The 26,636-nt window shown below is 73.6% G+C and carries 23 protein-coding genes; 16 read left to right on the top strand and 7 right to left on the bottom strand.

Annotated elements, in window-relative coordinates; genetic code table 11:
- Window positions 1–4: 4 nt before the first annotated feature.
- Window positions 5–3,178: an AfsR/SARP family transcriptional regulator gene (locus ACZ6YG_RS32500; RefSeq protein WP_466020106.1), complete on the bottom strand. Its 3,174-nt coding sequence runs from the start codon at window positions 3,176–3,178 to the stop codon at window positions 5–7.
- A 138-nt stretch (window positions 3,179–3,316) separates the two neighbouring features.
- Here ACZ6YG_RS32500 and ACZ6YG_RS32505 point away from each other — a divergent pair, with 138 nt between their 5' ends.
- The 10 genes from ACZ6YG_RS32505 to ACZ6YG_RS32550 all read left to right on the top strand — a co-directional run bounded on the left by ACZ6YG_RS32505 (window position 3,317) and on the right by ACZ6YG_RS32550 (window position 14,381).
- The gene (locus ACZ6YG_RS32505) at window positions 3,317–4,381 is read left to right on the top strand and encodes a HesA/MoeB/ThiF family protein (RefSeq protein ID WP_466020107.1); all 1,065 of its coding nucleotides are present in this window, start codon (window positions 3,317–3,319) and stop codon (window positions 4,379–4,381) included.
- Window positions 4,382–4,520: 139 nt separating this feature from the next.
- Window positions 4,521–5,729 (top strand): hypothetical protein, encoded by a 1,209-nt coding sequence (locus ACZ6YG_RS32510; RefSeq protein ID WP_466020108.1) that lies wholly within the window; start codon window positions 4,521–4,523, stop codon window positions 5,727–5,729.
- Between the two features lie 294 nt (window positions 5,730–6,023).
- Window positions 6,024–6,632, top strand: coding sequence for a hypothetical protein (locus ACZ6YG_RS32515; protein ID WP_466020109.1), 609 nt, complete (start codon window positions 6,024–6,026; stop codon window positions 6,630–6,632).
- A 49-nt stretch (window positions 6,633–6,681) separates the two neighbouring features.
- Entirely contained in the window at window positions 6,682–7,437 is a 756-nt protein-coding gene (locus ACZ6YG_RS32520; protein ID WP_466020110.1) for a glycosyltransferase family 2 protein, read from the top strand.
- Entirely contained in the window at window positions 7,434–8,819 is a 1,386-nt protein-coding gene (locus ACZ6YG_RS32525) for a 2-phospho-L-lactate transferase CofD family protein (RefSeq protein WP_466020111.1), read from the top strand. Before ACZ6YG_RS32520 ends, ACZ6YG_RS32525 begins: the two co-directional genes overlap by 4 nt.
- A complete protein-coding gene (locus tag ACZ6YG_RS32530) occupies window positions 8,816–9,514 on the top strand; it encodes an HAD family hydrolase (protein WP_466020112.1) in 699 nt (232 codons plus the stop codon). The genes ACZ6YG_RS32525 and ACZ6YG_RS32530 overlap by 4 nt, the downstream gene beginning before the upstream one ends.
- Window positions 9,507–10,259 carry an NTP transferase domain-containing protein gene (locus ACZ6YG_RS32535; protein ID WP_466020113.1) on the top strand — a complete coding sequence of 251 codons (753 nt, stop codon included), beginning with the start codon at window positions 9,507–9,509 and terminating at the stop codon, window positions 10,257–10,259. The genes ACZ6YG_RS32530 and ACZ6YG_RS32535 overlap by 8 nt, the downstream gene beginning before the upstream one ends.
- Window positions 10,260–10,339: 80 nt before the next feature.
- Window positions 10,340–11,788, top strand: coding sequence for a glycosyltransferase family 4 protein (locus tag ACZ6YG_RS32540; RefSeq protein ID WP_466020211.1), 1,449 nt, complete (start codon window positions 10,340–10,342; stop codon window positions 11,786–11,788).
- A complete protein-coding gene (locus ACZ6YG_RS32545; protein WP_466020114.1) occupies window positions 11,785–13,146 on the top strand; it encodes a lipopolysaccharide biosynthesis protein in 1,362 nt (453 codons plus the stop codon). Before ACZ6YG_RS32540 ends, ACZ6YG_RS32545 begins: the two co-directional genes overlap by 4 nt.
- On the top strand, window positions 13,143–14,381 hold the full coding sequence (locus tag ACZ6YG_RS32550; RefSeq protein WP_466020115.1) for a glycosyltransferase family 4 protein: 1,239 nt from the start codon (window positions 13,143–13,145) through the stop codon (window positions 14,379–14,381). Before ACZ6YG_RS32545 ends, ACZ6YG_RS32550 begins: the two co-directional genes overlap by 4 nt.
- 121 nt (window positions 14,382–14,502) lie before the next feature.
- Here the strand turns inward: ACZ6YG_RS32550 and ACZ6YG_RS32555 are convergent, their stop codons facing one another.
- The 4 genes from ACZ6YG_RS32555 to ACZ6YG_RS32570 all read right to left on the bottom strand — a co-directional run bounded on the left by ACZ6YG_RS32555 (window position 14,503) and on the right by ACZ6YG_RS32570 (window position 19,077).
- On the bottom strand, window positions 14,503–16,878 hold the full coding sequence (locus ACZ6YG_RS32555) for a glycoside hydrolase family 65 protein (RefSeq protein WP_466020116.1): 2,376 nt from the start codon (window positions 16,876–16,878) through the stop codon (window positions 14,503–14,505).
- Window positions 16,875–17,648, bottom strand: coding sequence for a beta-phosphoglucomutase family hydrolase (locus ACZ6YG_RS32560; protein WP_466020117.1), 774 nt, complete (start codon window positions 17,646–17,648; stop codon window positions 16,875–16,877). Before ACZ6YG_RS32560 ends, ACZ6YG_RS32555 begins: the two co-directional genes overlap by 4 nt.
- A gap of 80 nt (window positions 17,649–17,728) precedes the next feature.
- Window positions 17,729–18,178 (bottom strand): DUF5990 family protein, encoded by a 450-nt coding sequence (locus tag ACZ6YG_RS32565; RefSeq protein WP_364228928.1) that lies wholly within the window; start codon window positions 18,176–18,178, stop codon window positions 17,729–17,731.
- Window positions 18,179–18,198: 20 nt separating this feature from the next.
- Window positions 18,199–19,077: a helix-turn-helix domain-containing protein gene (locus ACZ6YG_RS32570; protein WP_466020118.1), complete on the bottom strand. Its 879-nt coding sequence runs from the start codon at window positions 19,075–19,077 to the stop codon at window positions 18,199–18,201.
- A gap of 141 nt (window positions 19,078–19,218) precedes the next feature.
- On the opposite strand from ACZ6YG_RS32570, the gene ACZ6YG_RS32575 reads away from it, so the two are divergent.
- Window positions 19,219–19,830, top strand: coding sequence for a DUF998 domain-containing protein (locus ACZ6YG_RS32575; RefSeq protein ID WP_466020119.1), 612 nt, complete (start codon window positions 19,219–19,221; stop codon window positions 19,828–19,830).
- Between the two features lie 28 nt (window positions 19,831–19,858).
- A complete protein-coding gene (locus tag ACZ6YG_RS32580; protein ID WP_148035736.1) occupies window positions 19,859–20,146 on the top strand; it encodes a DUF4287 domain-containing protein in 288 nt (95 codons plus the stop codon).
- A 263-nt stretch (window positions 20,147–20,409) separates the two neighbouring features.
- Here ACZ6YG_RS32580 and ACZ6YG_RS32585 read toward each other — a convergent pair whose 3' ends face one another.
- Window positions 20,410–20,901, bottom strand: a complete 492-nt coding sequence (locus tag ACZ6YG_RS32585; protein WP_364228921.1) for an RNA polymerase sigma factor — start codon at window positions 20,899–20,901, stop codon at window positions 20,410–20,412.
- Window positions 20,902–20,991: 90 nt separating this feature from the next.
- Window positions 20,992–22,020, bottom strand: coding sequence for a MerR family transcriptional regulator (locus ACZ6YG_RS32590; RefSeq protein WP_466020120.1), 1,029 nt, complete (start codon window positions 22,018–22,020; stop codon window positions 20,992–20,994).
- A gap of 193 nt (window positions 22,021–22,213) precedes the next feature.
- Here ACZ6YG_RS32590 and ACZ6YG_RS32595 point away from each other — a divergent pair, with 193 nt between their 5' ends.
- From ACZ6YG_RS32595 to ACZ6YG_RS32610, 4 genes are read left to right on the top strand one after another with little or no spacing between them, the layout of a single operon-like run.
- Window positions 22,214–23,257: a polyprenyl synthetase family protein gene (locus ACZ6YG_RS32595; protein ID WP_466020121.1), complete on the top strand. Its 1,044-nt coding sequence runs from the start codon at window positions 22,214–22,216 to the stop codon at window positions 23,255–23,257.
- The gene (locus tag ACZ6YG_RS32600) at window positions 23,257–24,711 is read left to right on the top strand and encodes a phytoene desaturase family protein (RefSeq protein WP_466020122.1); all 1,455 of its coding nucleotides are present in this window, start codon (window positions 23,257–23,259) and stop codon (window positions 24,709–24,711) included. The genes ACZ6YG_RS32595 and ACZ6YG_RS32600 overlap by 1 nt, the downstream gene beginning before the upstream one ends.
- Complete coding sequence (locus tag ACZ6YG_RS32605) at window positions 24,708–25,607, top strand: phytoene/squalene synthase family protein (RefSeq protein ID WP_148035741.1); 900 nt, start codon at window positions 24,708–24,710, stop codon at window positions 25,605–25,607. Before ACZ6YG_RS32600 ends, ACZ6YG_RS32605 begins: the two co-directional genes overlap by 4 nt.
- Before the next feature lie 14 nt (window positions 25,608–25,621).
- The gene (locus ACZ6YG_RS32610; protein WP_466020212.1) at window positions 25,622–26,590 is read left to right on the top strand and encodes a phosphate acyltransferase; all 969 of its coding nucleotides are present in this window, start codon (window positions 25,622–25,624) and stop codon (window positions 26,588–26,590) included.
- Window positions 26,591–26,636 lie beyond the last annotated feature (46 nt).

A 26,636-nucleotide genomic window follows, 5' to 3' on the forward strand; every position in this document is an offset into this window, starting at 1 on the left:
AGGGCTACGCCCGCGACCCCAGGAGGGCCGCCGTCTCGCTCCGGTCGGGCGCGCCGATGGCCGTGAACAGCGCGTGCGCCCGGGTCCAGAGACGCGCGGCCTGCCCCTCGTCGCCTTCCCGGCTGCGGGCGTGGCCGAGGATCGTCAGGGCGCGGGCGTACTGCAGGCGTTGCCCCGAGCGCCGGGCCAGGCCGATGGCCCGCTCGCACGCCCGTACACACTCCTCGCCGTCGCCCGCCGCCAGGTGGACGGCGGCGAGCAGGACGTGCGCGCGGGGCAGGTTGAGCGGGTTGGCGGTGAGCGCGCGTTCGAGCGCCTGGCCGGCCTCCTTCCGCGCGTCCTCGTACCGGCCCTGACGGAAGTGGGCGCCGGCGCGCTCCAGCAGCACCTCGTCCAGGTCGGTGCCGGTGCGCTCGGCGAGCCGCGCGGCGGCGTCGAGGTGCGCGAGCGCGTCGTCCGTCCGGCCCAGCTCCGTCTCCACGGCGGCCGTGCCGGTGAGCGAGGCGATCTGGCACCGCCTGTTCTCGACCTCCTCGGCGATGCCCAGCGCCCGGGTGAAGGCGTCGATCGCCCGCTCGTGGCGGCCGGCGTCGCGGTGGACCCAGCCGAAGGTCTCGTACGTCACCGCCTCGGCGTACCGCAGGCCCGCGGCCTGGGCCAGGGCCAGCGCCTCTTCGAGGTACGCGAGCGCGTCGGCGAGCCGGGCCTGCTTCTGGCGGACCAGGGCGAGGTTGACCAGTGTCAGCGTCCGCAGATGCGTGTCGCCGGACCGCTCGGTCAGGGCGAGGCAGGCGAGCAGGCACTCCTCGGCGCGGTCCAGCCGGGCCAGCATGAGGTTGGCCGAGGCCAGGTTGTTGAGCCCGCGCGCCTCGCCGCGGACGGACCCGAGCTCGCGATGGATCTCCACGGCCCGCTGGTAGAGAGGGATGGCCCGGCGCGGCTCCCCGAGCTGTTTGAGCACCACGCCGCGGCTCTGCAGCACCGAGGCCTCGCCCTGGGACCAGCCGGCCAGCCGGCACAGCTCCTGTGCCCGTTCGAGGAAGCCCATCGCGCCCTTGAGGTCGGCGGTGAGCAGGCGGGCCCGGCCGATGGAGTAGCACATCGCGGCCTGCCCTCTGGGGTCGCCGTCGCGCTCGGCGGCGGCCAGCGCGGTCTCCGCCAGGCGCAGCCACTCCGCCCGGGTCCGGCGGTGCTGCAGGACGTCGGTCATGGCCTCGGCCAGCAGCCAGGCGTACGGCCGCGCCCCGGACGCGATCACCCCCGTGAGGTTGTCCCACTCGGTGTCCAGCCAGCCGAGCGCCTGCGCGGCGGTGGCGAAGGCCGTCGCGTCCTGGCCGGGCGTCTCCGGGACCTCGAAGCCGGCCACCGCCAGAGCGTCGACGGTGGTGGACAGGTAGTGGTCGAACAGCCGCCGGACGGCGGCCTCCCGTTCGGCCTCGGAGTCCTCCGCGAGAGCGCGCTGGGCCGCGTACTCCCCCACCAGATCGTGCGCGGCGAAGCGGCGCGGGCCGATCTCCTCGATCAGGTGGATCCGCGCCGCCGTGCCGAGCAGGACCTCCGCCCGCTCGCGGTCCGTGCCCGCCAGGGCGGCGACGGCCGCGGCCGAGATGCCGGCGCCGCGCGCCAGGCCGAGCAGGCGGAACACGCGCTGCGCCGGCGCGGGCAGCGCCCTGTACGACAGGTCGAGCGCGGCGCGCACGGCCACGCTCTCGTCGCCGTCCACCCGCAGGCGCACCAGCCGCCCGCGCTCCGCGAGCTCGCGCACGTAGTCGGCGATCCTCCGGTGTTCGTGGTCGCCGATCCAGGACACGGCGATGGAGAGCGCCAGCGGGGAGTGGTCGCAGAGCGCCACGAGCTCCCGCGCGGCCTCCGGCTCCCGGCGCAGCCGCTCCTCGCCGACGCCCGCGGAGATCAGCCGCAGCGCCTCTCCGGGCTCCAGCACGCCGAGCGTGAGCCGTTCGACGCCGTCCAGGGCCACCAGGCCGCCCAGGCGGTGGCGGCTGGTGATGACGACCCGGCATCCGGGGTCGCCCGGCAGCAGCGGGCGGATCTGGTCCGGCTCGGCGACGTCGTCCAGGACCAGCAGCACGCGCCGGCCCGCGAGCAGCGAGCGGTACAGCGCGATCTGCGCGTCCAGTTCGACCGGGATGTCCTTCGCCGCCTGGCCGAGCCCCTGCAGCAGCAGCGGCAGCGCCTCCGACGGCGGCATCGGCGCGCGCCGGTCGAAGCCCCGCAGGTCGAGGAAGAGCTGCCCGTCCGGGAAGAGCCCGGCCCGCCGGTGCGCCCAGTGGAGCGCCAGCGCGGTCTTCCCGACGCCGGCGGGGCCGACCAGGAGCGTCACCCGGCCCGCGTCCATCCGCGGCAGCTCCGCCTCGCGGCCGACGAAACGGCCGGTGTCGGGAGGCAGCTGCCGGGGAACCGGCGCCGGCCGCGCGGCGGGGTCCTCTTCGAGGATGCTCTGGTGCAGCGACTGCAGGTCGCGGCCCGGTTCGACGCCGAGTTCGCGTACGAGCCGGTCCCGGAACTCCCGGTAGACCCGCAGCGCCTCGGGAAGGCGTCCGCCCCGGTGCAGCGCCAGCATGAGCAGGCCGTGCGGGCGCTCCCGCAGCGGCTGCTCGGCCACGACCCTCGTCAGCCCGGCGATGACCGCCTGATGCCGCCCCACCGCCAGCTGGGCGTCCGCCCGGCCCTCGATCGCCTCGGTCCTCAGCTCGTCGAGCCGGTGCCGCTCCGCCTCGGCGACGGGTCCGCCCAGATCGGGGTACGGGTCGCCGCGCCACAGTTCGAGGGCCCGGTCGTACGTGGTGATCGCCTCGGCGTGCAGGCCGTCGCCCGCCTCCCGGCGCGCCGTCGCGACCAGGGCGGCGAACTCGTCGGCGTCCACGTCGACGGCCCCGGCGGGGACCAGATAGCCGGGGCTCCTGGTCACGATGACCTCGGCCGCCCCGAGCGCCCGGCGCAGCTCCGCGATCAGGGCGCGTACCCGGGCCGCCGCCGACGGCGGCAGATCCTCGCCCCAGAGGCGTCCGGCCAGCCGCTCCACCGACACCACGCGACCGGCGTCGAGCAGGAGGCCCGCCAGCAGCGCGCGCTGTCTGCCGGTCAGGCGCACCGCCCGGCCGTCCACGACGACCTCCAGGGGACCGAGGAGGAGGACGCGGGCACCCTTCCGACGCACACCGGCAGACGCTAGTGCAGCGCCCACGCGAGAGCAATCTCGCCTGTGGCCGATCCGTGCGGGATCCATGCGCCGGCCATGCGGGCGGGTGTCATCGTCTGTCCAGAGTTCCCCGCGAAGATTGGCGCTGACGAACGGATGAGGCCGCGACTGAAGACCCTGGCGTGGGAGCGGGCCGGAGACGAGCTGCGGCTCGTGTACGACCCCCGCGACCGGCTGGTGCTCCCCGACCCCGACGGCACGGTGGAGAAGCTCCTCCACCTGCTGCGGGAGGGCGGCCGGACCGTCGCGGAGCTCGCCGGCGAGCTGTCGCTGCCGGTCGCCGACGTCTCGGCCGCCGTGGCCGCGCTGGACGCCGAGCGGCTGCTGGAGGACGGCGACCGCCTGGGCCGGATCGGACCGGGCGACGCCGAACGCCACTTCAGCAACCTGGCCTTCCTCGAGTCGTTCGGCACCCTCGGCAGCAGCCGCGAGGACCTGCTGGGGCGGCTCCGCGAGTCGCACGTGCTGGTGCTCGGCACCGGCGGGCTGAACTCCAACACGATCCCCCACCTCGCCGGGCTGGGCGTCGGCAGGATGACGCTCCTCGACCGGGACACCGTGGACCCGCGCAACTTCGCGCGGCAGTACCTCTACCGCTGGGACGACGTCGGCTCCCGCAAGGTGGCGCGCGCCGCGGACTGGGTCCGCGCCTTCGACCCGTCCATCGAGGTCGAGGCGATCGACCTGGGCGTCGAGAGCCCGGAGCAGCTGGACGAGCTCGTCGGGCGTACCCGGCCCGACGTCGTGGCCTCCGGCATCGACCGGCCGAACGAGATCGACCTCTGGGTCAACGCGGCCTGCGTGCGGCACGGGGTGCCGTTCGTCAGGGGCGGCATGTGGGTCACCTCGGGCACGGTCTGGTCGGTCGCGCCGGGGGTCAGCGCCTGCCGCGCCTGCGTGCCGCCGACCGCCGATCCCGACGCGCCGGACCTGGCCGCGATCCGCCTCTACCGCGACGGGGCCCGGCCGAACCGCGGCATCGGCCCGGTCGCCGGCCTCCTGGGCGCGTACGGCGCGTTCGAGGTCCTGCGCTACCTGACCGGATTCGAGCCACCGGCGTACGCCGGTCGGCCGCTCATCGTCGACTTCGCGGGCGGTTGCGCCACGAGTCGTACCGAGTGGCCCCGCAATCCCGACTGTGACGTGTGCGGAGGGAGGTGACCTGATGAAGATCGAGATCGTGCGGATCGAGAACACCCGCCTGACCGTGGACGCGGACCCGGGGTCGGACTCCTGATGATCCGGGGCCGCGCTCCACTCCGGGGAGCGCGGCCCCCCTCAGATGTGAAGGCGGAGAAGAATGACCGCGTCCTTGGACGCTGACCTGCGCGAACGGGCCGCACGGCTGACGGTCGCCTTCGACGGCTCGGCCTGGGTCCTGGGTCGGCCGGACCTGGGCGTCTTCGTCGCGGTGCCGGAGCCGGGCGCGGTGTTCGTCACCACCTTGCAGGAGACGGGCTCGGCGGACGAGGCGACGGCCCGGGCGAGCGAGGCGGCCGGCGAACCGGTCGACGGAGGCGACTTCATCGACGGCCTCACGGCCGCGGGCCTGCTCGACCCGGCCGCGGCGCCGGACGACACCGTCGCGCCCGCCGGCCGGCGGGTCAAGTGGATCGAGGGGATCAGCCCCCGGGCGGCGGCCCGCCTGTTCGGGCGTAGCGGCTGGTCGTTCTACACAGTGGCGCTCCTGTTCGCGCTCGCCGTCCTCGTGACGCGGCCCGATCTGCGCCCTTCCTGGCAGGACGCGTGGTTCCTGCCCAGTCCCGGGCTGTCCGTGTTCGGATGGCTGGTGCTGGGCATCGCGTTCGGCGCGCTGCACGAGGCCTGGCACTGGCTCGCCGGACGGGCGATCGGCGTCCCCGCGACCTTCCGGGTGAGCTACCGGGGCATGTACATCGTCTACGAGACCGACCTGACCCAGATCGTCGCGGTGCCGCGCGACCGGCGTCACGGGGTGTACCTGGCCGGGATGGCCGTCGAGACCGTGGTCGTGGCGGCCGCGCTGGGCCTGCGGATGCTCGTCCCGCCCGGCGCCCTGGACGACCTGCTCGCCGCCGTGGTCCTGTTCAGGATCGTCGCCATCGTGTGGCAGTGGGCCGCCCTGCCGCTGCGCAGCGACTCGTACGCCCTGCTCGCCAACGCCCTGCGCTGCCACAACCTCTACCGGGTCACCTGGCTGACGGTGAAGAACCGGATCTTCCGACTCACCGGGCCGGAGACGGCCGAACTGGCCGGGGCGGGCGCGCGGGACCGCGCGATGGCCCGCTGGTTCGCGCTCCTCTACGTCGCGGGCATCGCCGTCATGGCCTGGGTGTTCCTCACCGTCATGCTGCCGCTGATGGTCTCGCTGGCCCAGTGGGGCGTGGCTCAGTTCGCCGAGGGACAGGTCGGCTCGGCCGGCTTCTGGGAGGCCCTCGTCGTGACCGCGTACGTGGGGCTGCGGCTCGGTCTGCCCCCGCTGCTCGCGCTCCGTGAACGACGGCTGCGGCGCGCGGGGGCGCTCCTCTGAGCCCATCCCGCCGGATCCACGAAAAATCTCCCCATCTATGCAGAGGAACGTATAGGGTCCCTTTTCGGGATGGCGACGGGGGAATGTGTGGAATTACGGACGCCGTAACGTCGGTTATTTCGGCGTAAATCAGGGTCCGGCGCGTTTCTCCAGGTCACCAGCTTTTCGCGTGGCGACGTGGGATGGGAGATGCGGAGCTTCATGACGGCCCGTGGCGACACACCGCAGTCTCCGTTACCCCTCGCGGACGCGGAGCACCCCGCCCCCTCCCGATGGGCCCCGCACCTGTGGTGGATGGCCCTCCTCGCGGGGACGCTCGGCTTCGCGTTCGCCTGGCTGGCCACCCCGCACGGCCGGGAGATCGGCGCCGCCTGGGAGCTCGGCGTCAAACTGCTCGCCTTCGCCTTTCTGTGCTGCGCGATCGCGTTCTTCCCGTGGGTGTCGGAACGCCTGCACTGGCTGCTGTGCGTCCCGTTCGTGTTCTTCACCGCGTACGTGATCCCGCGCGTCAGTTACTTCTATTACGGGGACGTCGGGCGCGTCGAGGGCGACAGCTTCTACACCCATCTTTACCTGCTGCTCTATCCCGGGCTCGTGCTCACCGTCGCCGCCGCCTACCGCATCGGCGGCGGCAGCCCCGGGCGCTGCCTGAAGATCGCGATCAGCGGCATCGTCATCGTGTTCTCCGGGCTCCTCGACGTCATGTGGCAGGTCGTGAACCCGGTCGACATCCCCGAGGTCATCGACGCGCCGCACATCAACGTGATCACCGGCGGGCCGATCTCCTTCGCCGGGGCGGTGCTGTTCACGCTGGCGCACGTGCCGATCGTCGTCGGGATCAACCTGCTCCCGCTGGACCGCTGGATCTCCCGCCTGCTGGGAAGCACGCCAGGCCGTCACTGAGGAGGCGAAGCTGGACACCCACGACGTACCACCGACCGTCGGCATCTCGGTGGCGGCGCCCGCCTACAACGAGGCGGCGAACATCGCGGCGGCGGTGACCGAATGGCGCGACTACCTGGCCGGGCACCCGGCGATCGGCGCCTGGGAGATCGTCGTCTGCGACGACGGCAGCACCGACGCCACCGGTGAGATCCTCGCGGACCTGCGGGAGCACTGCCCCGAGCTGGTCGTCATCACCTTCGCCCGGAACCGGGGCGCCGGCGCGGCCATCGCCGCCGCCATCGCGCACACCCGGATGGACTGGGTGGTGCTGCTCGACTCGGACGGGCAGTTCCCGATCTCCGCCCTGGACGCCTTCCTGGACCGGGTACGGGCGGGCGAGGCGGACGCCTTCTCCGGCGCCCGGATCAGGAAGGCCGACGGTGTCGCGTACCGGTGGGGCTCGGCGGCCAGCGGCGCGGTCAGCAACCTCACGCACGGCACCCGGTACCGCGACTACAACTCGATCTTCAAGGTGGTACGCGGCCCGCTGCTGCGCGCCCTGCACCTGGAGTCGAGCGGGATGAACTGCTCGACCGAGATCACCGCCAGGGTCGCGGAGCTCGGCCACACCTGGGTGGAGATCCCGATCGAGCACCGGGAGCGCGGCGGCGGCGCCCGGGGGTGGCGGTTCTGGCGCGGCGCGCGGGACCGTGCATTGTTCGTGGGCTATCTCGGCTATCGCCGGTGGCTGTTACGCCGGGGCGTGCTCCGCCTCCCGGAGGCGTCGGAACCGGCGCGCGGGATGACGGAGCGGGCCCGATGAGCGGCCGCACCGCCGTCACCCTCTTCAGCGGCGGGCGCGGCGGGGCCGGCATCGCGCGCGGCCTCTTACGCACGCCCGGGGTGGACCTCACACTGGTGATCAACGGCTACGACAACGGGCGGTCCACCGGCGCCCTCCGGCGCTACCTCCCCGGCATGCTCGGCCCCTCCGACTTCCGCAAGAACCTCCTGGTCCACCTCGACGACCGCGACCCCCGTCAGGCCGCCCTCCGCTCAGTCCTGGAACACCGGCTCACCGCCGGCGCGGAGGAACTCACCGCCCTGGCCCACGCGATAAGCAGCCCGTCATCCCCTGCACGCACCGCGGACGCGCCCGACCCAGTCGCCCTCCGCTCGGTGCTGGAGCACCGGCTCACCGCCGGCAAGGAGGAGCTCGCCGACGCGATAGGCGGTCCGGCCTCGCCCTCGACGCGTACCACGAACGCGCCGGACCCAGCCGCCTTGCCGCCGTCGGCGCGTACCGCGAGCGCGCTGGACCCAGCGGCTCTCTCGCCGCAGGCGCGTGCCGCGATCGGGCGGGACCTGGCCGCGTTTCTGCGCTGGGTCGACAGCCATCCAGACGGGCTCGATCTGACCGAGTGCGCGCTCGGCAACCTCATGTTCGCCGGTGCGTACCTGCGGCTGGGCGAGGACTTCAACGCCGCAGTACGCGCGTGCGCCCGGACGTTCGAGTCACCGCTCGGCCTGGTGAACGTGACCGGCGGCGAGAACGCTTTCCTGGTCGCGCTCAAGCAGGACGGCCGGCTCCTGGCCGACGAGGCGGACATCGTCGCGCCGCAGGACGCCGCCGCGATCACCGACCTGTTCCTGCTCCGCGAGCCGCTGACCTTCGAGCGCCGGGCCGAACTGGCGGCCAGACCCGTCCAGGAGGTGCGGCGGATCCTGGCGGACCTGCGCGCCACGGTCTCGCTCAACCCGGAGGCCGGGGACGCGATCAGGAACGCCGACCTTCTCCTGTACGGACCCGGCACCCCGCACTCGTCCCTGCTGCCCAGCTACCTGACGCCGGGGGTCGCGGACGCGATCGCGGAGAGCCGGGCCGCGGCCAAGGTGTTCGTCGTCAACACCCGCGACGACCACGACGTCCAAGGGCTGAGCGCACCCGAGCTGGTCGGCCGTACCCTGTCCTACCTCGGCGACCCGGGCAACGAGCGCGGCACCGTCACGCACGTCCTCAGCCACCGCGCCCCGGACGCGCCGGGCGTCCCGTCCGACGTCGTCGCCGACGGCGTCTGGGCGGGCGCCCGATGGGTCACCGCCGACCTGGCCGACGCCGACCGCCCCGGCGTCCACTGCGGCCCCCGCACCGTACGCGCCCTCATGGAGATCGCCGACGAGGCCGCCCTGACGAGGACCCCATGAACCCGGCGGCAGACGGCCGGCTGGGCCACGAGGGTCTGGCGGCGATGGTCGCCGGGCGGCGGGTCTGGCTCTGTGATCTGGATGGCACGCTCGTCGACTCCGCGCCCGTGCACGCGGCGGCGTTCCGCGCCGCGATCGGGGAGCTCGCGCCGTCCGCGCTCGGTTCCTTCCGGTACGACGCGCACGCGGGGGCGACCACGCGCGAGGTGGTGGCCGGGCTGGGCGTCGGCGGTGACGTGGCCGAACGGCTGGTCCGGCGCAAGCAGCGGCTCTACCGGGAGTACGTGGAGGCGGGCAGGGTGGCGTCGTTCCCCGGCGCCGGGCGGCTGCTCGACCGCCTGACCAGCGGCGGCCGCACCGCCTACCTGGTCACCAGCGGCAGCAGGGGCTCGGTCGAACGGGTCCTGGCGGCCTGCTCGCTGGGCGGCTACTTCAGCGGCGTGCTCACCGGCGACGACGCCCCGTCAGGCAAGCCGGACCCGGCGTTCTACCGGCACGCCTGCGAGCGCTGGTCCGTCGACCCGGACGACGCCGTGGCCCTGGAGGACTCCGAGCACGGCGTCGCCTCCGCCGTCGGCGCCGGACTGGTGACGTTGCAGGTCAACGCGGCGGAACCGGCAGCGGGGGCGACCCAGGTGCGGGATCTGGACGAGATCGTGGACTTCCTCGGCAGGGGAGTGAATGGCAGTGAGTGACCAGCGCGTCTGCGCGGTGATCCCGGCGGCCGGGAGCGGGACCAGGCTCGGCCTCGGCATCCCGAAGATCATGCTGGAGATCGCGGACGGCGTCACCGTGTGGCACCTGCTGCACCGGCGGCTGAGCCCCTGGGCGGAGCACGTCCACGTGGTGGTCTCCCCGGCCGGCGAGATCCCGTTCCGCCGCCTGGCCGCTGAGGAGATCGAGCGCGGCGCCGTCTCGGTGAGCGTCCAGGCGCGGCCGACGGGCATGGGTGACGCGATCTTCGGAGCCGTCGCGCACTGGGAGGGGTACGACCGGATCCTGGTGGTCTGGGGTGACCAGGTGAACCTGTCCCCGGCGACCGTGCGGCAGGTGGTGCGGGCTTGCCATGACGGCCTCACCCTCCCGCTGGTGCCGATGCCCGCGCCGTACGTCGAGTACGAGCTGGACGGGCCGGCCCTGGTCAGGGTGCGGATGTCCCGCGAGGGGGACGACTGCCGGCCCAGCGGGCTCAGCGACGTCGGCGTCTTCTGCCTCGGCACGGACGGGCTGGCGGAGGCGTGGGCGGGTTACCTGCTCGACGCGGCCCCCGGTGCGGCCACCGGTGAGGTCAACTTCCTGCCGTTCCTGCCGTACCTGTCGCAGGTCCGCGGCAGGCCGGTGACGGTGGTGCCGGTCACCGACCCCTCCGAGGCCCGCGGCGTCAACACCCCGGACGACCTCGACTTCGCCCGCCAGGCGTTCCAGCGGTGCCCGGACTGACCCGGCCGCGCCGCTGCCACGTCGTCTGCACCGAGGTCCCGCCGAACGTCGTCGGCGGTCTGGGACGGTACGCCGAGCGGATGCTCCCCGCCCTGCGCGCCGCCGGCGTCCCCATCGAGGTGTACGGCGCGGTAGGCCGCCACGTGCGGGCTGGGACCGAACAGACCGGCGACGTCACCCTGCACCGCCTGCCCACCGCCGGCCAGCCCGCCCACCCACACCCACCCAAACCCACCGACCCGCACGAGAACGCCCGCCCGTCGGGGGACGCCCAGCCGCGTGCGGACGCCCGCCTGCCTGGGGACGCCCAAGTGCGCGAGAACGCTGGCCCCCGTGGGGGTGCCGGCCCGCGTGGGGGTGCCGGCCCCCGTGGGGGTGCCGGCCCCCGTGGGGGTGCCGAACCGCGTGGGGGTGCCGAACCGCGTGGGGGTGCCGAACCGCGTGGGGGTGCCGAACCGCGTGGGGGTGCCGAACCGCGCAAGAACGCCCGCCCGCCCGAGTACGCCCAGCCGCGTGCGGACGCCCGTTCGCGTGGGGGTGTCCGGTCGCTGGTCAGGGTTGCCGGGTTGGTCGTTTTCAACGTGCGGGTCGCGGCGCGGATCCTGCGGGGTGGTGGGCGGCGGTCCGGGGCGGTGGTGGCGGTGCACGACTGGATGGGGTGCATCGCCGGGATCCTGTGCCGGGTGGTCGGGCGGATGCCGGTGGTGTTCCACGTGCACACCTGTGAGCACAACACCGCACCGGGGGCGCGCCGCACCGCCGTGGTCACCGGCATCACCGCGCTGGAGAACGCGCAGGCCCGGCTGGCGAACCTGATCGTGGTGCCGAGCGCGGGCATGCGGGACGAACTGGTGGCGCGCGGCTGGCCGCCGGGGCGGCTGCGGGTCGTGCCGCACGGGTTCGAGGATCCCGAGCTGGTGCGGCTGGCCGGGCTCTCCCCCGCCGAGCGCGACCGGCTCCGCGCGGAGGTCAGGGCCCGCTACCTGCCCGGCGGCGCCGGAAGGCTGGTCGTCTTCGCCGGTCGCCTGTCGCCGCACAAGGGCGTGCGCACGCTGATCGAAGCGGTGCCCTTGCTCCGCGATCGCGGCGACCTGCGGGTGGTGCTCATCGGCAGCGGCGACGACGCGGAGGTGGCCCGGCTGATCGAGCGGGAGGGCGTCGGCGGGCGCGTGGTCGCCGGCTACCGGTTCCTGGACCCGCCCGAGGTGTTCGCGCACTTCCTGGCCGCCGACGTGTGCGCCTTCCCCTCGTCGTACGAGCCGTTCGGGCTGGTCGCCGTGGAGGCGATGGCGCTGGGACGGCCGGTCGTGGTCGGGCCGGGCTACTCGCCGGAGGTGGTCGGCGACGGGGCGGTCCGCTGCCGTACCGGAGAGCCGGAAGAGCTGGCCGCGGCCCTGTCGCGCTGCCTGGACGACCCGGAGCACGCTGCCGGGCTCGCCCGGCGCGGCGCCGAGCACGTCCGCGCGCGATACTCCTGGACGCGCACCGCCGAAACCACGCTGGCGGCGTACGCGGAGGTGACCCCGTGACGTCCGGCCCGGTCCGCGACCGGATGGCACGCCTGCTCGGCGGCCGGAACAGAGCCGGACGCGACCACGCGACCAGGCTCGCCGGTGGACGGGGCTGGGCCGTCCACGAGCACGTGGCCAGGTTGGTCGGGGGGCGGGGGTGGGCCGTGTGGCCGACGCTGGTGGGGATCGCCGCCAGCGGGACGGCGGCGGCGACGACGCTCGTCATCGCCTGGGGGATCGGCGCGGCGGCGTTCGGCCGGTTCACCCTGGTGCTGACGATCGCGTTGATCGTCACCGTCGGCATGCTGCTCAACCTGAACTACGTCATGTTCCAGGAGCTGCCGAGAGCCGAGCCGCAGGACCGGCCGGCCCTGGTGACGACGGCGCTGTTCACCACGCTGGCGCTGGGCGGCGGACTGGTCGCCGCCGGGCTGCTGGCCGCCCCGGCGCTGACCCACCTGCTCGGCGTCGACGTCCGTACGCTCTGCTTCGCGCTGGCGCTGGCCCTGTCGATGACGGTGAACCAGCTGACCGAGAGCTTCCTGCGCGGGCTGAAGAAGTTCGCGTTCGTGGCGGGGCTCAAGCTCGCCGTCGCCGCCGTCTACCTGGCCATGGCCGCCTACTGCCTGCTGGTCGCGGGCATCAGGGACGCCGAGGTCTACCTGGTCGCGCTGATCGTCACGAACGTCGTCTTCGCCCTCGTGGCCGTGATCGGCTTCGATATCGTCCCGCGCTCCTGGTCCGCGTCCCTGGCGCGCTCGCTGCTCCGGCACGGCGCCTACATGAGCGTCATCGCCGCCTTCACCGCCGTGCTGTTCGGGGTGGACGTGATCTTCCTCAACCACTGGGCCTCCGGGAGCGACGTCGGCGTCTACTCGATCTACAACGGCTTCCCGAAGAGGCTGCTCGGCGTGGTGTTCACCGAGGGGATCGGGCTCGTGCTGCTGCCGGTGCTGGCGACGGCCGACAAGGTCGCGGCGCTGCGGCGGATCGGCCGCCTCGCGCCGGCGATCGCGGTGGCCACCGCCGTCTTCTCCTTCGCCGCGAGCGCGCTGTTCTTCCTGGTGCTGCGGGCGGAGTATCCGTACTCGCCCGGACTGATGGCGTTGTCCGCGGTGGGGATCGGCGTCCACACGGTGTTCAACCTCTACCTCTTCGCCCTGTCGATGGACGGGGTGCGGGGCGCCAAGGTGCTCATCGCCTGCCTCGCCGTCGGGTCGCCCCTCGCGCTCGCCTGCCAGGCGGTGTTCATCTCCTGGCAGGGCCTGACCGGGGGCCTGGTGGGGTTCGCACTGACCAATCTCGTCCTGGTAACCGTCGTGGCCGTCGCCGCGGCCCGGGTGTACCGGGCCCGTCCTCCGGAGGTCGAACGATGAGGGTCGTCCACGTCATCAACCAGTTCCCGCCCAACATCACCGCGGGGCTCGGCCGCTACGTCGAGGAGATCACGCCGCACCTGGCGCGCGATCTGGAGATGGCCGTGTTCACGCTGAACGACGGGCGCCTGCCGGTGCACGAGCGGCGCGACGGCGTCACCGTCTACCGGCCGCTCGGCCGCCTGCTCGGCGCGATCAGCCGCCGCCGCAGGCTCAACCGGACGCGCCGGACCGAGTTCGTGCTGCTCGCGGTGAACGTCGTGGTGAGCAACTGGCGGTACTTCCTGCGGCTGCGCCGGCTGGCACCTGGTGAGCGGCCCGACCTGGTCGCCGTGCACGACTCGACGAACTTCCTGGCCGCCCTGCTGTGCCACTACGTGCTGCGGCTGCCGGTCGTCTTCCACGTGCACACCACCGAGTACGGCGTCGCGCCGCAGCGCAGCATCACCGACCCGGTCGGCGTGTTCGCCGCCCTGGAGCGGTGGCTGGGACGGATCGCCCGCCGGGTCGTGGTCGCCACCCCGGAGGTGCGCGAGCAGCTCGCCGCCGCCGGGTGGAACCGGGACACGATCGACGTGGTCTGTCTGGGCGGCACGTTCGAACGGCGGCTCGCCGGTGTCGACAGGGCCGCGCTCCGCTCCGGCGCCGCCGCGCTGCGCGCCCGTCTCGGCATCGCGGACGGCGACCCTGTCCTGCTCTTCGTCGGCCGCATCGAACGGCAGAAGGGGATCTACCAGCTGCTGGAGGCGATGGAGAAGATCGCTGTCGCGCTCCCCCGGCTCCGGCTGGTGATCGTCGGGGAGGGGGACGAGGCCGGGGTCGCGCGGATCGTCGCGGACGCCGGGCTGGAGGGGCGCGTCCTCACCTCGGGCGGGTTCGTCGACGTCGCGGCGCTGCTGGAGTACTACGAGCTGGCCGACCTCTGCGTCTTCCCCTCGCTCTTCGAGCCGTTCGGCCTGGTGGCGACCGAGGCCATGGCTCTGGCCAGGCCGACGATCCTCGGCGACGGGTTCTCCCGGATCTTCCTCGGCGACCCCGCCGATCCCGCCGTGCGGTACGCGCGAAGCGCCGACCCCGGCTCCATCGCCGACGCCGTGATCGACCTCATGGCGGATCCGGTGGCCCGCCGCGCTCTCGCGGACAGCGGGGAACGGTTCGTCAGGGACCGGCTGAGCTGGGCCGGGGCCGCGGAGGAGACGATCGCGGTCTACCGGACCGCACTCGCCCGTAAGTGAGCTGTACACGGCGAGTCACCGTGTACATCCGGCGGTGAGCCGTACGCGAAGTCACCTGTACGCCCGGCGGTGAGCCGTACGCGGCGAGTCGCGTCGTGGTCGCCCGGCGGGGGACCGTCTCTTACCGGCGTCTGTGCCCCTTGGATTTGGTGTGTCGGGCGGCGGGCTCGCGGCCGGGGGGCTGGCGGGGCTGTCCGTTCGACGGCGGGTGCGGTGGGTTGGGGCGGGCGACCGATTCCCGGTCGAGGCGGATCTGGTCGCCGTGGTGGGTCAGGGTGATCGGCGGGCCCTCCAGGAGCTCGTAGGTGGTCGTCTCTTCCGTGGCGGCGACGCTCACCAGGCTGCCGCGGTAGCGCAGGCGGAAGGCGAGCCGGGTGATCTCCGGCGGCAGCTTCGGGGCGAACCCCAGCCGCCCCTGGCCGGCGCGCATCCCGCCGAACCCCGTCACGAGGACGATCCACGCCCCGGCCAGCGAAGCCATGTGGACACCGTCGACGGTGTTCTTCTCCAGGTCCTCCAAATCCATCAGGGCCGCCTCGCCCAGATAGCGGTAGGCCAGGTCGAGGTGCCCCACCTCGGCGGCGATCACCGCCTGGGTACAGGCGGACAGGGACGAGTCGCGGACCGTCAGGGCCTCGTAGTAGGCGAAGTTCCGCGCCTTGTGGTCGGCGGTGAAGGCGTCGCCGCGCAGGTGCATGGCGAGGACCAGGTCGGCCTGTTTGACCACCTGCTTGCGGTAGAGGTCGAAGTAGGGGAAGTGCAGGAGCAGCGGATACTGGTCGGGCTTGGTGGCGGCGAAGTCCCAGGGCGCGTGCTGGGTGAACGCCTCGTGCTGCGGATGCACGCCCAGATCCTCGTCGTAGGGGACGGACATCGCGGCGGCGGCGTCGCGCCAGGCGGTGGTCTCCTCGGCGGTGACGCCGAGCCGCTCGGCCTCGTCGGGATGGCGGGCCGCGGTCTCGGCCGCCACGCGCAGGTTCTGCTGGGCCATCAGGTTGGTGTAGACGTTGTTGTCGACGACGGCGCTGTATTCGTCGGGCCCGGTGACCCCGTCGATCCGATACCGTCCGGCCGGGTCGTGATGGCCGAGGGCGCACCACAGCCGGGCCGTGCCGACCAGCAGCGGCAGGCCGGTCTCCCGCTCGAACGACGTGTCATCGGTGGCGTCGACGTACTGGGTGACCGCGTGCGCGATGTCGGCGTTGACGTGGAAGGCCGCGGTGCCGGCCGGCCAGTAGCCCGAACACTCCTCCCCGTGGATGGTCCGCCACGGGAAGGCGGTGCCGTGCAGCCCCAGCTGGGTGGCGCGGGCCCGCGCCAGCGGGACGATGGACCGGCGCCACGACAGCGCGTCGGCGACGGCTCGCGGATAGGTGTAGGTGAGCACCGGCAGGACGAAGATCTCGGTGTCCCAGAACGCGTGCCCGTCGTAGCCCGAGCCGGTCAGCCCCTTGGCGGGTATGGGGCGCTCCTCCAGGCGCGCGGCCGACTGCAGCAGGTGGAACAGCCCGAAACGGACGGCCTGCTGCACCTCGGGGTCGCCCTCCACCTCGACGTCCGCGCCGTTCCAGAAGTCGTCGAGGAAGCGCCGCTGGTCGGCGCACAGACCGTCCCACCCGGCCAGCCGGGCGGCGGCGAGCGCCGCGACGACCTGATCGTGCGTGGCGGCCCGCGAACGCCGCACCGACCACCCGTAGGAGAAGTACTTGACCAGTCTCAGCGGCCGTCCGGGGGCGAGGTTCGTGGCGACGGTGAGCCGGCTGACATCGCCGCTGCCGTCGGCGTCGACCAGGGTGCCGTCCGGCCCGTCGATCTCGTGGCTCATGCCGGCGGCCACCCGTATCCCGCTGCCCCGGGTGCGGTGCACCATGATCGCCGGGCCGTTCTTGTTCGGGACGTTCTCCTCCAGCACCAGCGGCGACCGCAGCGGCGCGGCCGCCCGCGGGTCGTCGTCCGTGGTCTCCTGGGTCTCGTTGGCCACCAGCTCCGACTGCACGACGACGCGCAACGGCTCGTCGACCGCCTCGACCTCGTACCGGATCGCGGCGACGGCGCGGTGGGTGAAGGACACCAGCCGGGTGGAGGCGACCCGCACCCGCGTGCCGGTCGGCGAGCTCCACAGGACGGTCCGCGTCAGGGTGCCGGCGCGCAGGTCGAGGACCCGTTCGTGCTCGTGCACCGTCCCGTAGCGCACGTCGAAGGGCTCGTCGTTGACCAGCAGCCGGATCACCTTGCCGTTGGTCACGTTCACCACCGTCTGCCCGGACTCGGGGTAGCCGTAGCCCGCCTCCGCGTACGGCAGCGGCCTCAGCTCGTACAGCCCGTTGAGGTAGGTGCCTGGCTCCCCGTGCGGCTCGCCCTCGTCCAGGTTGCCGCGCAGGCCGATGTGCCCGTTCGACAGCGCGAACACCGACTCGCTCTGCGCCAGCACGTCCAGGTCCAGCCGGCGCTCCCGCACCGACCACGGCTCGATGGCGAACGCGGGATGCCGGATCATCGCCGGCCCTCCGACTTCAGCAGGTCGGCCAGGTCGCCGACGACGACGTCGGCGCCGTGCTCGCGCAGCGCGTCCGCCTGCCCCTTCCGGTCGACGCCGACGACGAAGCCGAAACCTCCGGCCCGGCCGGCCGCCACTCCGGCCAGCGCGTCCTCGAACACCGCCGCCTGCGACGGCTTCAGCCCCAGCGCCTCGGCGCCCGCCACGTACATGTCCGGGGCGGGCTTGCCCGCCAGGTGCCGCTCGCGGGCGACCACCCCGTCGATCCGCGCCTCGAAGTGGCCGGCGATCCCGGCGGCGGCCAGGATGTGGGCGGCGTTGGCGCTCGACGACACCACCGCCCTGCGCAGCCCTGCCTCCTCGGCGGCCCGCACGTATCGGACGGAGCCGGGGAACACCTGCACGCCGTCCCTGTCGAGTATGGCCTGCACCAGGGCGTTCTTCCGGTTGCTCAACCCGTACAGGGTCTGCGCGTCCTGTGGGTCGTCGGGCTTCCCCTCCGGGAGGCTGATCCCGCGCGCCTCCAGGAAGCTCCGGGTCCCGTCGAGCCGTTTCTTGCCGTCGACGTAGCGGTCATAGTCGGCCACCGCGTCGAACGGCACGAAAGGGGTGCCGGTGCGCTCTGCCCGGTCACGCAGGAAGTCGTCGAACATCGACTTCCACGCGGCGGCGTGCACGGTGGCGGTGCGGGTGAGCACGCCGTCCATGTCGAACAGGCACCCGCGCACCCCGTCAGGCATCCCCAGCATGATCCCCCCGATCAGCGCCATGCGGCCCGACCTGCGACTTACCCCCTCTCCCGCTCTTGTCACCCGGGCCGGAGACGTCAGGCCGTGGACGGCGGCACCGGTTACCGGGGAGCCGGGGCGGACCACTCGACCAGCGGCGGGCGGACCGCGGCGCACAACGGGTGACCCCGGGCATCGGTCAGCCCCAGCCGCGCCACCAGCAGCCCGTGACCCGCCGCGGCGTCCAGCACGTCAGGGGGGACGCCGTCGAACAGCAGCTTCGCCCGCCGGAACATCGAGAACCCCCCGGCGTCGTCGGCCGACATCCAGGACAGGTAGACGAACCGGCCGCCCGGCCCGCCCTGGACGAACGGGCCCCGGAGATCCCAGCCGGACTCCCCGCGGGTCGCGGTCACTTCCAGCTCCCAGACGGCTGAAGGGGCGTCCGCGGGGAACGTGCCCGTCAGCTCGCCGGGACGCGCCCGCCGTTGCACGCCGACGTGGATGTCGCGCACCCCGGGAAGCCCGCATTCGAGCCCTGGCAGATCGGACGCCTCGATACGGAGCAGCATGCCGGCATCATGCCCCGGCCCTACGACAGAACCGGCCCCGCGTCAGCATCAGCCCGGCAGGCGGGGCAACCTCCGCTCGCGGGCGGCGCGGAGTAACCCTCGGGCAGGAGGAAGGCCAGGATGCGATGGCCTTCCCCGGCGCGTACCGGAGCGAGCGTGGTGATGGTCAGCTGGACGTGACGGTCGTCGGCGCCCGTGTGACCCGGCTCGCGGAAGAGCATCGGCCTGGACGGGCCCTGCACGAGCAGCTCGGTGCCCCCGGCCCAGAGGCGTTCGGCGTCGGGGCTCCGCTCGCGGAGGTCGTCCACCACGGCCATGAGCTCGTGGCCGCGCCGTGACCGCATCGCCCGGCCGCGGACCAGCGACATCAGCGCCGTCGCCTCGCGCTCCCACTCGACCATGACGTGCTTGGAGTGCTCGTGCAGGAAGAACCAGTGGAGGATCGTCCGCTCGCCTTCGGGCATGGCGGTGAAGTCGCAGATCCACCGGGCGAACGCGGAGTTCTGGCTCTGGACGTTCCACAACCCGTCGGTCACGTACGCGGGGTGCGGTTCGAGAGCGCTCACCAGGCGGTGCAGGGCCGGGTCGGGCTCGACGGCGCCGTCAGGCTCGGGAGGAGGGGTGCCGTCCGCGAGGTACCACAGGATGCTGCGCTCGTCCTGACCGAGCTGGAGCGCCGACGCGATGGCTTCGAGCAGCTCGGAGGTGGGGCGGTGTTCGGCGCCCTGCTCCAGCGCGCTGATGGTGCGGATGGAGTATCCCGTGAGGTAGGCCAGGTCCTCCTGGGTGAGGGAGTCACGGCGGCGGGAACGTCGCGGAGGAAGGCCCACCTGGCTCAGGGTGATCCTGGCGCGGCGCTCGCGCAGGAACTGGCCGAGGAGCTCGCGGCTCTCGTGCAAGCGCTCCCCCCTTGCCGCGTCAAGCAGGAAATGGCGTTGCCGGTAACGGTATCGCCGGTAACGGCGTCCCGGGAACTCAGTTTGCCCTGGTGCCTCGGCGACCCCCTGATCAACATGGTCGACATGACAATCATTGAGGCAATGACGCGGAGACGCCCGCCGCTGCTCACCGCCGGGATGCTCGCGGCGCCGATCTGGATCCTGCTCGCCGCGGCCCAGGCGGCCACCCGAACGGGCTTCGACCTGACCCGGCACCCGATCAGCATGCTCTCGCTGGGCGACCTCGGCTGGATCCAGGTCTCCAGCTTCCTGGTGACCGGTGTGTTGACCCTGTGCGGTGCGGCGGGGATGCGCCGCGCCGGCCTGGACGGCGTGTGGGGGCCTCGCCTGCTCGGCCTGCAAGGGCTCGGCCTGATCGTGGCGGGCGTCTTCCCGGCCGATCCGGGCTTCGCGTTTCCTCCTGGTACGCCCGACGTGCCGGGGACGATGAGCTCGGTCGGAGCCGTGCATCTGGCGGGGGCCTGCGTCTCGTTCCTCGCGATGATCACGTGCTGTTTCGTGCTGAGCCGGCGGTTCGGCGGCACGTCCTGGGCCGTGGCGGGCCGCGCCGGCGGCGTGCTGCTCGCGGTCGGCCTGTGCTGGGGGATGAGCGGCGCGCCGGGCGGGCCGCTCGCCATGTTCGCCGGCGTCGTCGCCGCGTGGTCCTGGATCGCGGTGACCATGTCCACACTGGAGAAGGCCGTACGGGCCTGACAAGTCGTCATACGAGAGGGAGAGTCATATGTCTTTCCAGGCTTATCTGGACAACATCGAGACCAAGACCGGGCTGACGCCCCGCGAGTTCATCGAGCTCGCGAAGGAGCGCGGGTTCGACGACCCGTCCGTGAAGGCGGGCACGATCGTCGAGTGGCTCAAGCAGGACCACGGGCTGGGCCGCGGGCACGCGATGGCGCTGGTACACGTGATCAAGAAGGGCCCGGCGATCGACGCCAAGCATGTCGGCAGCACCGGAACTCACCGGGACGAGTCCGACACCCTGTGGCTGGACGGAAAGGACAACCGGCCCTGATCCAGCCGGCGGCTCACCCATCGGTGGCCGCTAGGCGTGTCCCGTTCGGAAACCGGTGACCGGTGGTTACCGTAATGGTGCGTTTCGAGATCACGCGTGCGACCGGGTCAGCTCCCCTGCGAAGACTTCCGACGTCCAGGCCGATGCTCTTCCGCGAGCCCGGCCACACCGTCCCCCGCCGGCCGGACGACGAGGACCATCACGTCCGGTCGACCATCACCACGCTCGCTCCGGTGCCGGCTGTCTGACCCGGGGCCCGGGGTTCACGGGGCGACCAGCAGGGCCGACAGTCTGCGCAGGCCGCGGGAGGTGCGGGCCTTCACGGTGCCGAGCGGCACCCGCAGCCGTTCGGCGATCTCGCGCTGGCTCAGGTCGCCGAAGTAGGCCAGCTCGATCGCCTGCCGCTGGGCGTGCGACAGCTCGGCCAGCGCCCTGCTGAGCCGGTCGCGGTCCGCGAGGTCGTCGACCTCGGAGCGTCCTCGTCCTGGCGGGTCGCCGGCCTCCTCCAGCGGCACCGTGACGGGCCCGCGGCCGCGCAGGTGGTCGACGGCGCGGCGGTGGGCGATGGCGAAGATCCAGGCCGCCAGGCTCCTGGACGGGTCGTACCGCTCGCGCGAGCGCCAGACGTCGGCGAAGACGACCTGCACCAGGTCCTCCACGTCCTGGGCGGGCACGTACCGGCGCAGGTAGGAGCGCACGGCGGGGCCGTGCGCGCGGTAACACCCGCTGAGCGATTCCTCGTCACTGATCCGCATGTCCCTGCCCCTCACCCCAAAAATCTATTCAAAACTTATTCATAGCTGGGCATAGGGGGATGCCACAAGGTCCTCCGGTGAAAGGGCTGCTCAGGCGAGCGTGGCCGTGATGCGCGCGACGGCCTCGGGCAGCGTCGACACCCGGACGACGCCCGGGGGCGGCTCGCCCTGCCAGCCGAGCCCGCCGATGACGATCCGGCACGCCGGACGGAGCCTCGGCAGGGCCGCGAGCGGGGCGGTGTCACCGGTGATCGCCTGCTGCGACCAGACGAACACGACCACCGGGCCGAGCCTCCGCATCGCGTGGGCCAGCGCCGCGTAGGGGGTGCGCGCGCCGAGGACGCGGGTCTGCACGCCCACCTCGCCGAGCGCGGCGGCCAGAGCGTGCACCGGCAGGCTGTGCTGCTCGTCCTCGGCGCAGGCCAGCAGCACCGGACGGCCCTCGTGCGGCGGGACGTCGCGGGCACGGCGCTGCAGCGCCGCCTGGACCCGGTCGGACAGCAGGTGCTCGACGTCGATGCCGGCGCCGGTGTCGTCCTGGCGGCGGCAGATGGCGTCGAAGACGGGGAGCAGGAGCCGCTCCCACGTCCACACCACGCCGTGCCGGGCCAGCGTCTCCTCGACCAGGCCGGAGACCTGGTGGCTGTCGAGCACGAGCGCGGCCCGGGCCAGCGCGGCCGTGGGCGGCCGCCGCGGACCGGCCTCAGAAACGCCGGTCGGGGGGGTGCCGGTCGCGGGGGTGCCGGTCGCGGGGGTGCCGGTCGCGGGGGTGCCGGTCGGGGGGGTGCCGGTCGGGGGTGCGCCGGTTTCCGGGGCGTCGGCGGGGGTCTCCTCCGTGGGCTCCGGCGTCGCGGCGGGAGGCGGGGGCGGCAGCGCCAGGGCGAGCCTCGCGGCCTCCGCCGGCGCCAGGCCGGTGGCGATCAAACGCTTCATCTCGGTCAGCCGCCGCAGGTCGGCGGCGTCGTACCGGCGGTGGCCGCCGGGGGTGCGGCGGCTGGGCCCCAGGCCGTAGCGGAGGTTCCAGGTGCGCAGTGTGGGGGCGGGCACGCCCAGCCGCCGGGAGGCGGCTCCGATGCCGTAGCCCGCGTCCTCCACGTTGTCCGGTGTCTCCTCGACCATGGTCTTCCCGCTGACGTTCGACGTGTCCGACCATCTTTTCGCGGTTCCGGAGCCGCTCGGACGCATGACCAGGCGTGTCCCCCGCGGAAACCCGGTACGCGCTGGTTACCGTGATAGTGCGATTCGAGCGCGCGTGCAACCGGGTCGGCCCCTCCTGCGAAGACTTCCCATAGCGACAGAAGGGGCTGCGTACATGGACACGGTGATCGCGCGAACCACCCACGTGCGCGAGCAGGTCGACCGGCGGCTGGCGCGGCTGCTGGACCACCAGGTCCGCCGGCTCGGCTTCCTCGCCCCGGCGGAGGTCGGTCTGGTGCGCGAGTACCTGACGGCGTTCGTCCTCGGCGGCGGGAAGAGGCTGCGGCCCGCGTTCGTCTACTGGGGCTACCGGGCGGCCGGCGGCGAGCGGCTGGAGTCGGTGCTGCCCGCGGCCTGCGCCGTGGAGCTGGTGCACGCGGCGGCGCTGCTGCTGGACGACGTGATGGACGAGGCCGGCTCGCGGCGTGGCCGGCCGGCGGCGCACGTCGCGCTGGCCGAGCTGCACCGGCGGTCCGGCTGGCGGGGCGACGCCGACCGGTTCGGCGAGTCGGCGGCGACCCTGCTCGCGCTGCTCGCGCTGAGCTGGGCCGACGCCGCGCTGCTGGATACGGAGCCGCACCTGGGGCCCTCGCTCGACGTCCTCACCCGGCTGCGGGTGGAGGCGATCGGCGGCCAGTATCTCGACCTGGCCTGTACGGCCGGGGCCCGGACGGGTGACGAGCCGTCGCGGGTGATCTCGCTCTACAAGTCGGGCAAGTACACCGTCGAGCGGCCCCTGCACCTCGGTCACGCCGTCGCGGACGGCTGTCCCGAGACGCGCCGCACGCTGAGCGCGTACGCCCTCCCCCTGGGCGAGGCGTTCCAGCTCAGGGACGACGTCAACGGCGTGTTCGCCGACCCGGCGCGCACCGGCAAGCCCTCGGGAGCGGACCTGCTCCAGGGCAAGGCGACCTACCTGCTCGCCTACGCCCGGCGCGAGACGGGCAGCGCGCTCCTGGACGACATCACTGACCAGCGGGGGGTGGCGGCGGCGCGCGAGCTGATCGTGGAGTGCGGGGCGCTGGACGCGGCGGAGCGGCGCATCGCCGCGCTGGTCGACGAGGCGGTCACGGCGCTGGACCGGCCGCCCGGCATCCCGCACGAAGCCAGGAGGGCGCTGGTGGACCTGGCCGCCCAGTGCACGGAAAGGACCTTCTGATGAGCCCCGTGGTCGTCGTCGGCGCGGGCCTGGGCGGGCTGTCGGCCGCCATCCACCTGGCCGCGGCCGGTCGCGAGGTCACCGTGGTCGAGGCCCTCGGCGAGCCCGGCGGCTGCTGCGGAACGGCCCGCCTCGGGGCGTACCGCTTCGACACCGGTCCGTCCGTGCTCACCATGCCGGGCGTGCTCGCGGAGGTCTTCGGGGCGGCCGGGCAGGAGCTGCGGCACTGGCTGCCGCTGCGCCGGCTGGATCCCTCGTACCGGATGGTCTTCGACGACGGGTCGCGGCTGGACGTGCGGGCGGAGCGGGAGGCGATGGCGGAGCAGGTCCGCGCGGTGTGCGGGCCGGCGGAGGCGGCCCGCTACGAGCGCTACCGGAGCCTGCTCGACGAGTTGTTCCGCGTCGAGTGGCCCGCGTTCATCGACGCGGACATGACCCGGCTGCGCGCCCTGGCCCGGCCGGCCGCGCTGCTGCGGCTGGCCCGGCTGGGCGGGTTCCGCCGGCTGGACCGCCTGGCGGCCCGCCACCTGACGGACCCTCGGCTGATCAAGGCGCACACGTTCCAGTCCCTGTACGTGGGGCTGTCGCCGCAGCGCGCGCTGGGCATCTACGCCGTCATCGCGCACATGGACACGGTCGGCGGCGTGTACTTCCCTCGGCACGGCGGCATGCACGCCATCCCGGCGGCCATGGCGGCGTTGCTGGAGAAGCTGGGCGCGGACCTCCGCTACGGCGCGCCCGCCGACCGGGTCGAGACGGACGGCGACGGTGTCACCGGCGTGCTGCTGCGGGACGGCGAGCGGCTGGCGGCCCGGCACGTGGTCGTCGCCTGCGACCGGCTGGCGGCCCGGCGGCTGCTGCCCTCCCGCGCGGGCGACTGGCGGCTGCGCCGTCCGCGCCACTCCCCGTCGTGCCTGGTGATGCACGTCGGCCTGGACCGCCCGCCGACCGGCCAGGCGCACCACACGCTGCACTTCGGCCGGGACTGGAACGAGACGTTCACCGCTCTGGAGGCGGGCCGGCCGCAGCCCGACCCGAGCCTGCTGGTCACCTGCCCGGCGCCGGACGGCGAGGCCGCGCCGGACGGGCACGCCACCCTCAGCGTCCTGGAACCCGCGCCCAACCTGCGGCACACCGACTGGGACCGGCTGCGCCCCCGGCTGGAGTCCCGGCTGCTCGACCGCATGGCGCGACTCGGCTACGGCGACCTGTCGGGCGTGCCCCGGCTGGTGCTGGACCCGCCCGCCTGGGCGGCGCGCGGCCACACCGCGGGCACCCCGTTCGCGCTGGACCACCGCTTCACCCAGACGGCGTGGCTGCGCCCCTCCGCCGTGGCCCGGCGGGTGCCGGGGCTGCACTTCGCCGGCATGTACACCGCGCCCGGAGTCGGGGTGCCGCCCGTGCTGATCTCCGGCCGGCTCGCCGCCGAACGCATCCTCAAGGAGACCCGTTGACGCTCACCGCCAGCTACGAACGCTGCCGGCGGCTCCACGCCCGCTACGGCCGCTCCTACTACCTGGCCACCCGGCTGCTGCCGCGATGGAAGCGGAGGCACGTGCACGCGCTGTACGGCTTCGCCCGGTACGCCGACGAGATCGTCGACTCGTTCACGATGACCGCCGACCGGGCCCGCGCGCTGGACGCCCTGACCGTCAAGGTCGAGGCCGGGCTCGCCGGGGCGAAGCAGGACGATCCGGTGCTGCCCGCGTTCCTGCACACCGTCCACTCCTTCGGCATCGGCCACGACGACATCGCGGTCTTCCTCGCGTCCATGCGCGCGGACCTGTCGGTGACCCGGTACGCGACCTACGACGACCTGCTCGGCTACATGGCCGGATCGGCCGCCGCCATCGGCACCATGATGCTGCCGGTGCTGGAGGCGACGCCCGGCCGCGAGGAGGCGGCCCGCGAGCCCGCCCGCCAGCTCGGCCTGGCGTTCCAGCTCACCAACTTCCTGCGCGACGTGCGCGAGGACTACGCCAGGGGCCGCGTCTACCTGCCGATGGAGGATCTGGACAAGTTCGGGGTGGACCCGGACGAGCTGGGCGCCCGCCGTACGGGGCCCGCCCTGCGGGACCTGCTCGCCTTCGAGGCGGGGCGCGCCCGCGACCACTACCGCGCCGCCGCCGGGGGGATCGGCCTGCTCGCCGCCTCCTCCCGGCCGTGCGTCCGCGCCGCCTACGCCCTGTACGGCGGCATCCTCGACGAGATCGAGCGCCGGGGCTTCGAGGTCCTGGCGGGCCGGGTACGGGTGCCGCGCCGGCGCAAGGCGGCCGTGTTCGCCCGCCACCTGCTGGCCTCCGCCGAGGCGAGCAGGGCCGAGCGCCGCGTCAGCGTGGAACTCCCATGACCGCCGGCCTTTCCATGGCTCCGCCTGTTGTCCTGGACGCGATGGGTGGGGACCACGGGCCGGTGGCGACGGTCGCCGGGGCCGTGGCAGCGTGGCGGCGGCACGGGGTGCCCGTCGTCCTGGTCGGCGCGCGGGACCGGGTGGAGCGTGAGCTGCGCGGGCACGGCGCCGCCGGGGAGATCGCGGTGGTGCACGCCGAGGACACCGTGCCGATGGCCGAGCGCGGCGCCGCCGCGGCGACGCTGACGACGTCGAGCCTGGCCGTGGGCTGCGAGCTGATCAGCCGGGGCGAGGGCGGTGCGTTCGTGTCCGCCGGGTCGACCGGCGCGGTGGTCTCGTGCGCGGTGCGCGGCATCGGCCGGGCCGGCGGGGTGCTGCGGCCGGCCCTGGCCGTGGCCCTGCCCTCGCTGACGGGTGGAGCCAGCGTGCTGGTGGACGCGGGTGCGACCGCCGACCCCAGCCCGGCCATGATCGCCCAGTTCGCCCAGCTGGGGGCGGCCTACGCGCGGGCCGTGCTGGGCCGTGCCGACCCGGTGGTGGGGCTGCTGTCGATCGGGTCCGAGCCGGGCAAGGGCAACCGGCTGACGCGCCGGGCCGGGGACCTGCTCGCCGCCCTGCCGCTGCGTTTCCACGGCAACGTGGAGGGCCACGACGTGCTGGCGGGCACCGTCGACGTGATCGTCACCGACGGCTTCACCGGCAACATCGTGCTGAAGAACGTCGAGGGGTGCGTCCGCACGGCGCTGGCCATGGTCGCCCAGGCCGGCATCGCCTCCCCGGAACGGCTCGCCGAGGTAGCCCGCCGCTACGACCCGGAGACCCACGGCGGCGCCGCCCTCCTGGGTCTGCGCGGCACGGTCGTCGTCGCCCACGGCTCCTCTCCGGCGGCCACGATCGCCCGCGCCTGCGTGGTGGCGCACGCGCTGTCATCGCAGAACCCGGCGGCCGGCATCGATGCCGTGGCGGTGGAGACGGCGCCATGACCACCGTCGGCGTCCAAGCCGTAACGGTGGAGACATCGTCATGACG

The sequence above is a fragment of the Nonomuraea sp. NPDC054003 genome (genome assembly GCF_055585125.1).

Excerpts from the sequence above, each read along its gene's own strand:
- ACZ6YG_RS32505 (WP_466020107.1), top strand. The coding sequence starts at position 3,317 with ATGAGGCCGCGACTGAAGACCCTGGCGTGGGAGCGGGCCGGAGACGAG.
- ACZ6YG_RS32510 (WP_466020108.1), top strand. The coding sequence starts at position 4,521 with ATGACCGCGTCCTTGGACGCTGACCTGCGCGAACGGGCCGCACGGCTG.
- ACZ6YG_RS32515 (WP_466020109.1), top strand. The coding sequence starts at position 6,024 with ATGGCCCTCCTCGCGGGGACGCTCGGCTTCGCGTTCGCCTGGCTGGCC.
- ACZ6YG_RS32525 (WP_466020111.1), top strand. The coding sequence starts at position 7,434 with ATGAGCGGCCGCACCGCCGTCACCCTCTTCAGCGGCGGGCGCGGCGGG.
- ACZ6YG_RS32530 (WP_466020112.1), top strand. The coding sequence starts at position 8,816 with ATGAACCCGGCGGCAGACGGCCGGCTGGGCCACGAGGGTCTGGCGGCG.
- ACZ6YG_RS32540 (WP_466020211.1), top strand. The coding sequence starts at position 10,340 with ATGCTCCCCGCCCTGCGCGCCGCCGGCGTCCCCATCGAGGTGTACGGC.
- ACZ6YG_RS32550 (WP_466020115.1), top strand. The coding sequence starts at position 13,143 with ATGAGGGTCGTCCACGTCATCAACCAGTTCCCGCCCAACATCACCGCG.
- ACZ6YG_RS32555 (WP_466020116.1), bottom strand. The coding sequence starts at position 16,878 with ATGATCCGGCATCCCGCGTTCGCCATCGAGCCGTGGTCGGTGCGGGAG.
- ACZ6YG_RS32560 (WP_466020117.1), bottom strand. The coding sequence starts at position 17,648 with ATGGCGCTGATCGGGGGGATCATGCTGGGGATGCCTGACGGGGTGCGC.
- ACZ6YG_RS32565 (WP_364228928.1), bottom strand. The coding sequence starts at position 18,178 with ATGCTGCTCCGTATCGAGGCGTCCGATCTGCCAGGGCTCGAATGCGGG.
- ACZ6YG_RS32575 (WP_466020119.1), top strand. The coding sequence starts at position 19,219 with ATGACGCGGAGACGCCCGCCGCTGCTCACCGCCGGGATGCTCGCGGCG.
- ACZ6YG_RS32580 (WP_148035736.1), top strand. The coding sequence starts at position 19,859 with ATGTCTTTCCAGGCTTATCTGGACAACATCGAGACCAAGACCGGGCTG.
- ACZ6YG_RS32585 (WP_364228921.1), bottom strand. The coding sequence starts at position 20,901 with ATGCGGATCAGTGACGAGGAATCGCTCAGCGGGTGTTACCGCGCGCAC.
- ACZ6YG_RS32590 (WP_466020120.1), bottom strand. The coding sequence starts at position 22,020 with ATGGTCGAGGAGACACCGGACAACGTGGAGGACGCGGGCTACGGCATC.
- ACZ6YG_RS32595 (WP_466020121.1), top strand. The coding sequence starts at position 22,214 with ATGGACACGGTGATCGCGCGAACCACCCACGTGCGCGAGCAGGTCGAC.
- ACZ6YG_RS32600 (WP_466020122.1), top strand. The coding sequence starts at position 23,257 with ATGAGCCCCGTGGTCGTCGTCGGCGCGGGCCTGGGCGGGCTGTCGGCC.
- ACZ6YG_RS32610 (WP_466020212.1), top strand. The coding sequence starts at position 25,622 with ATGGCTCCGCCTGTTGTCCTGGACGCGATGGGTGGGGACCACGGGCCG.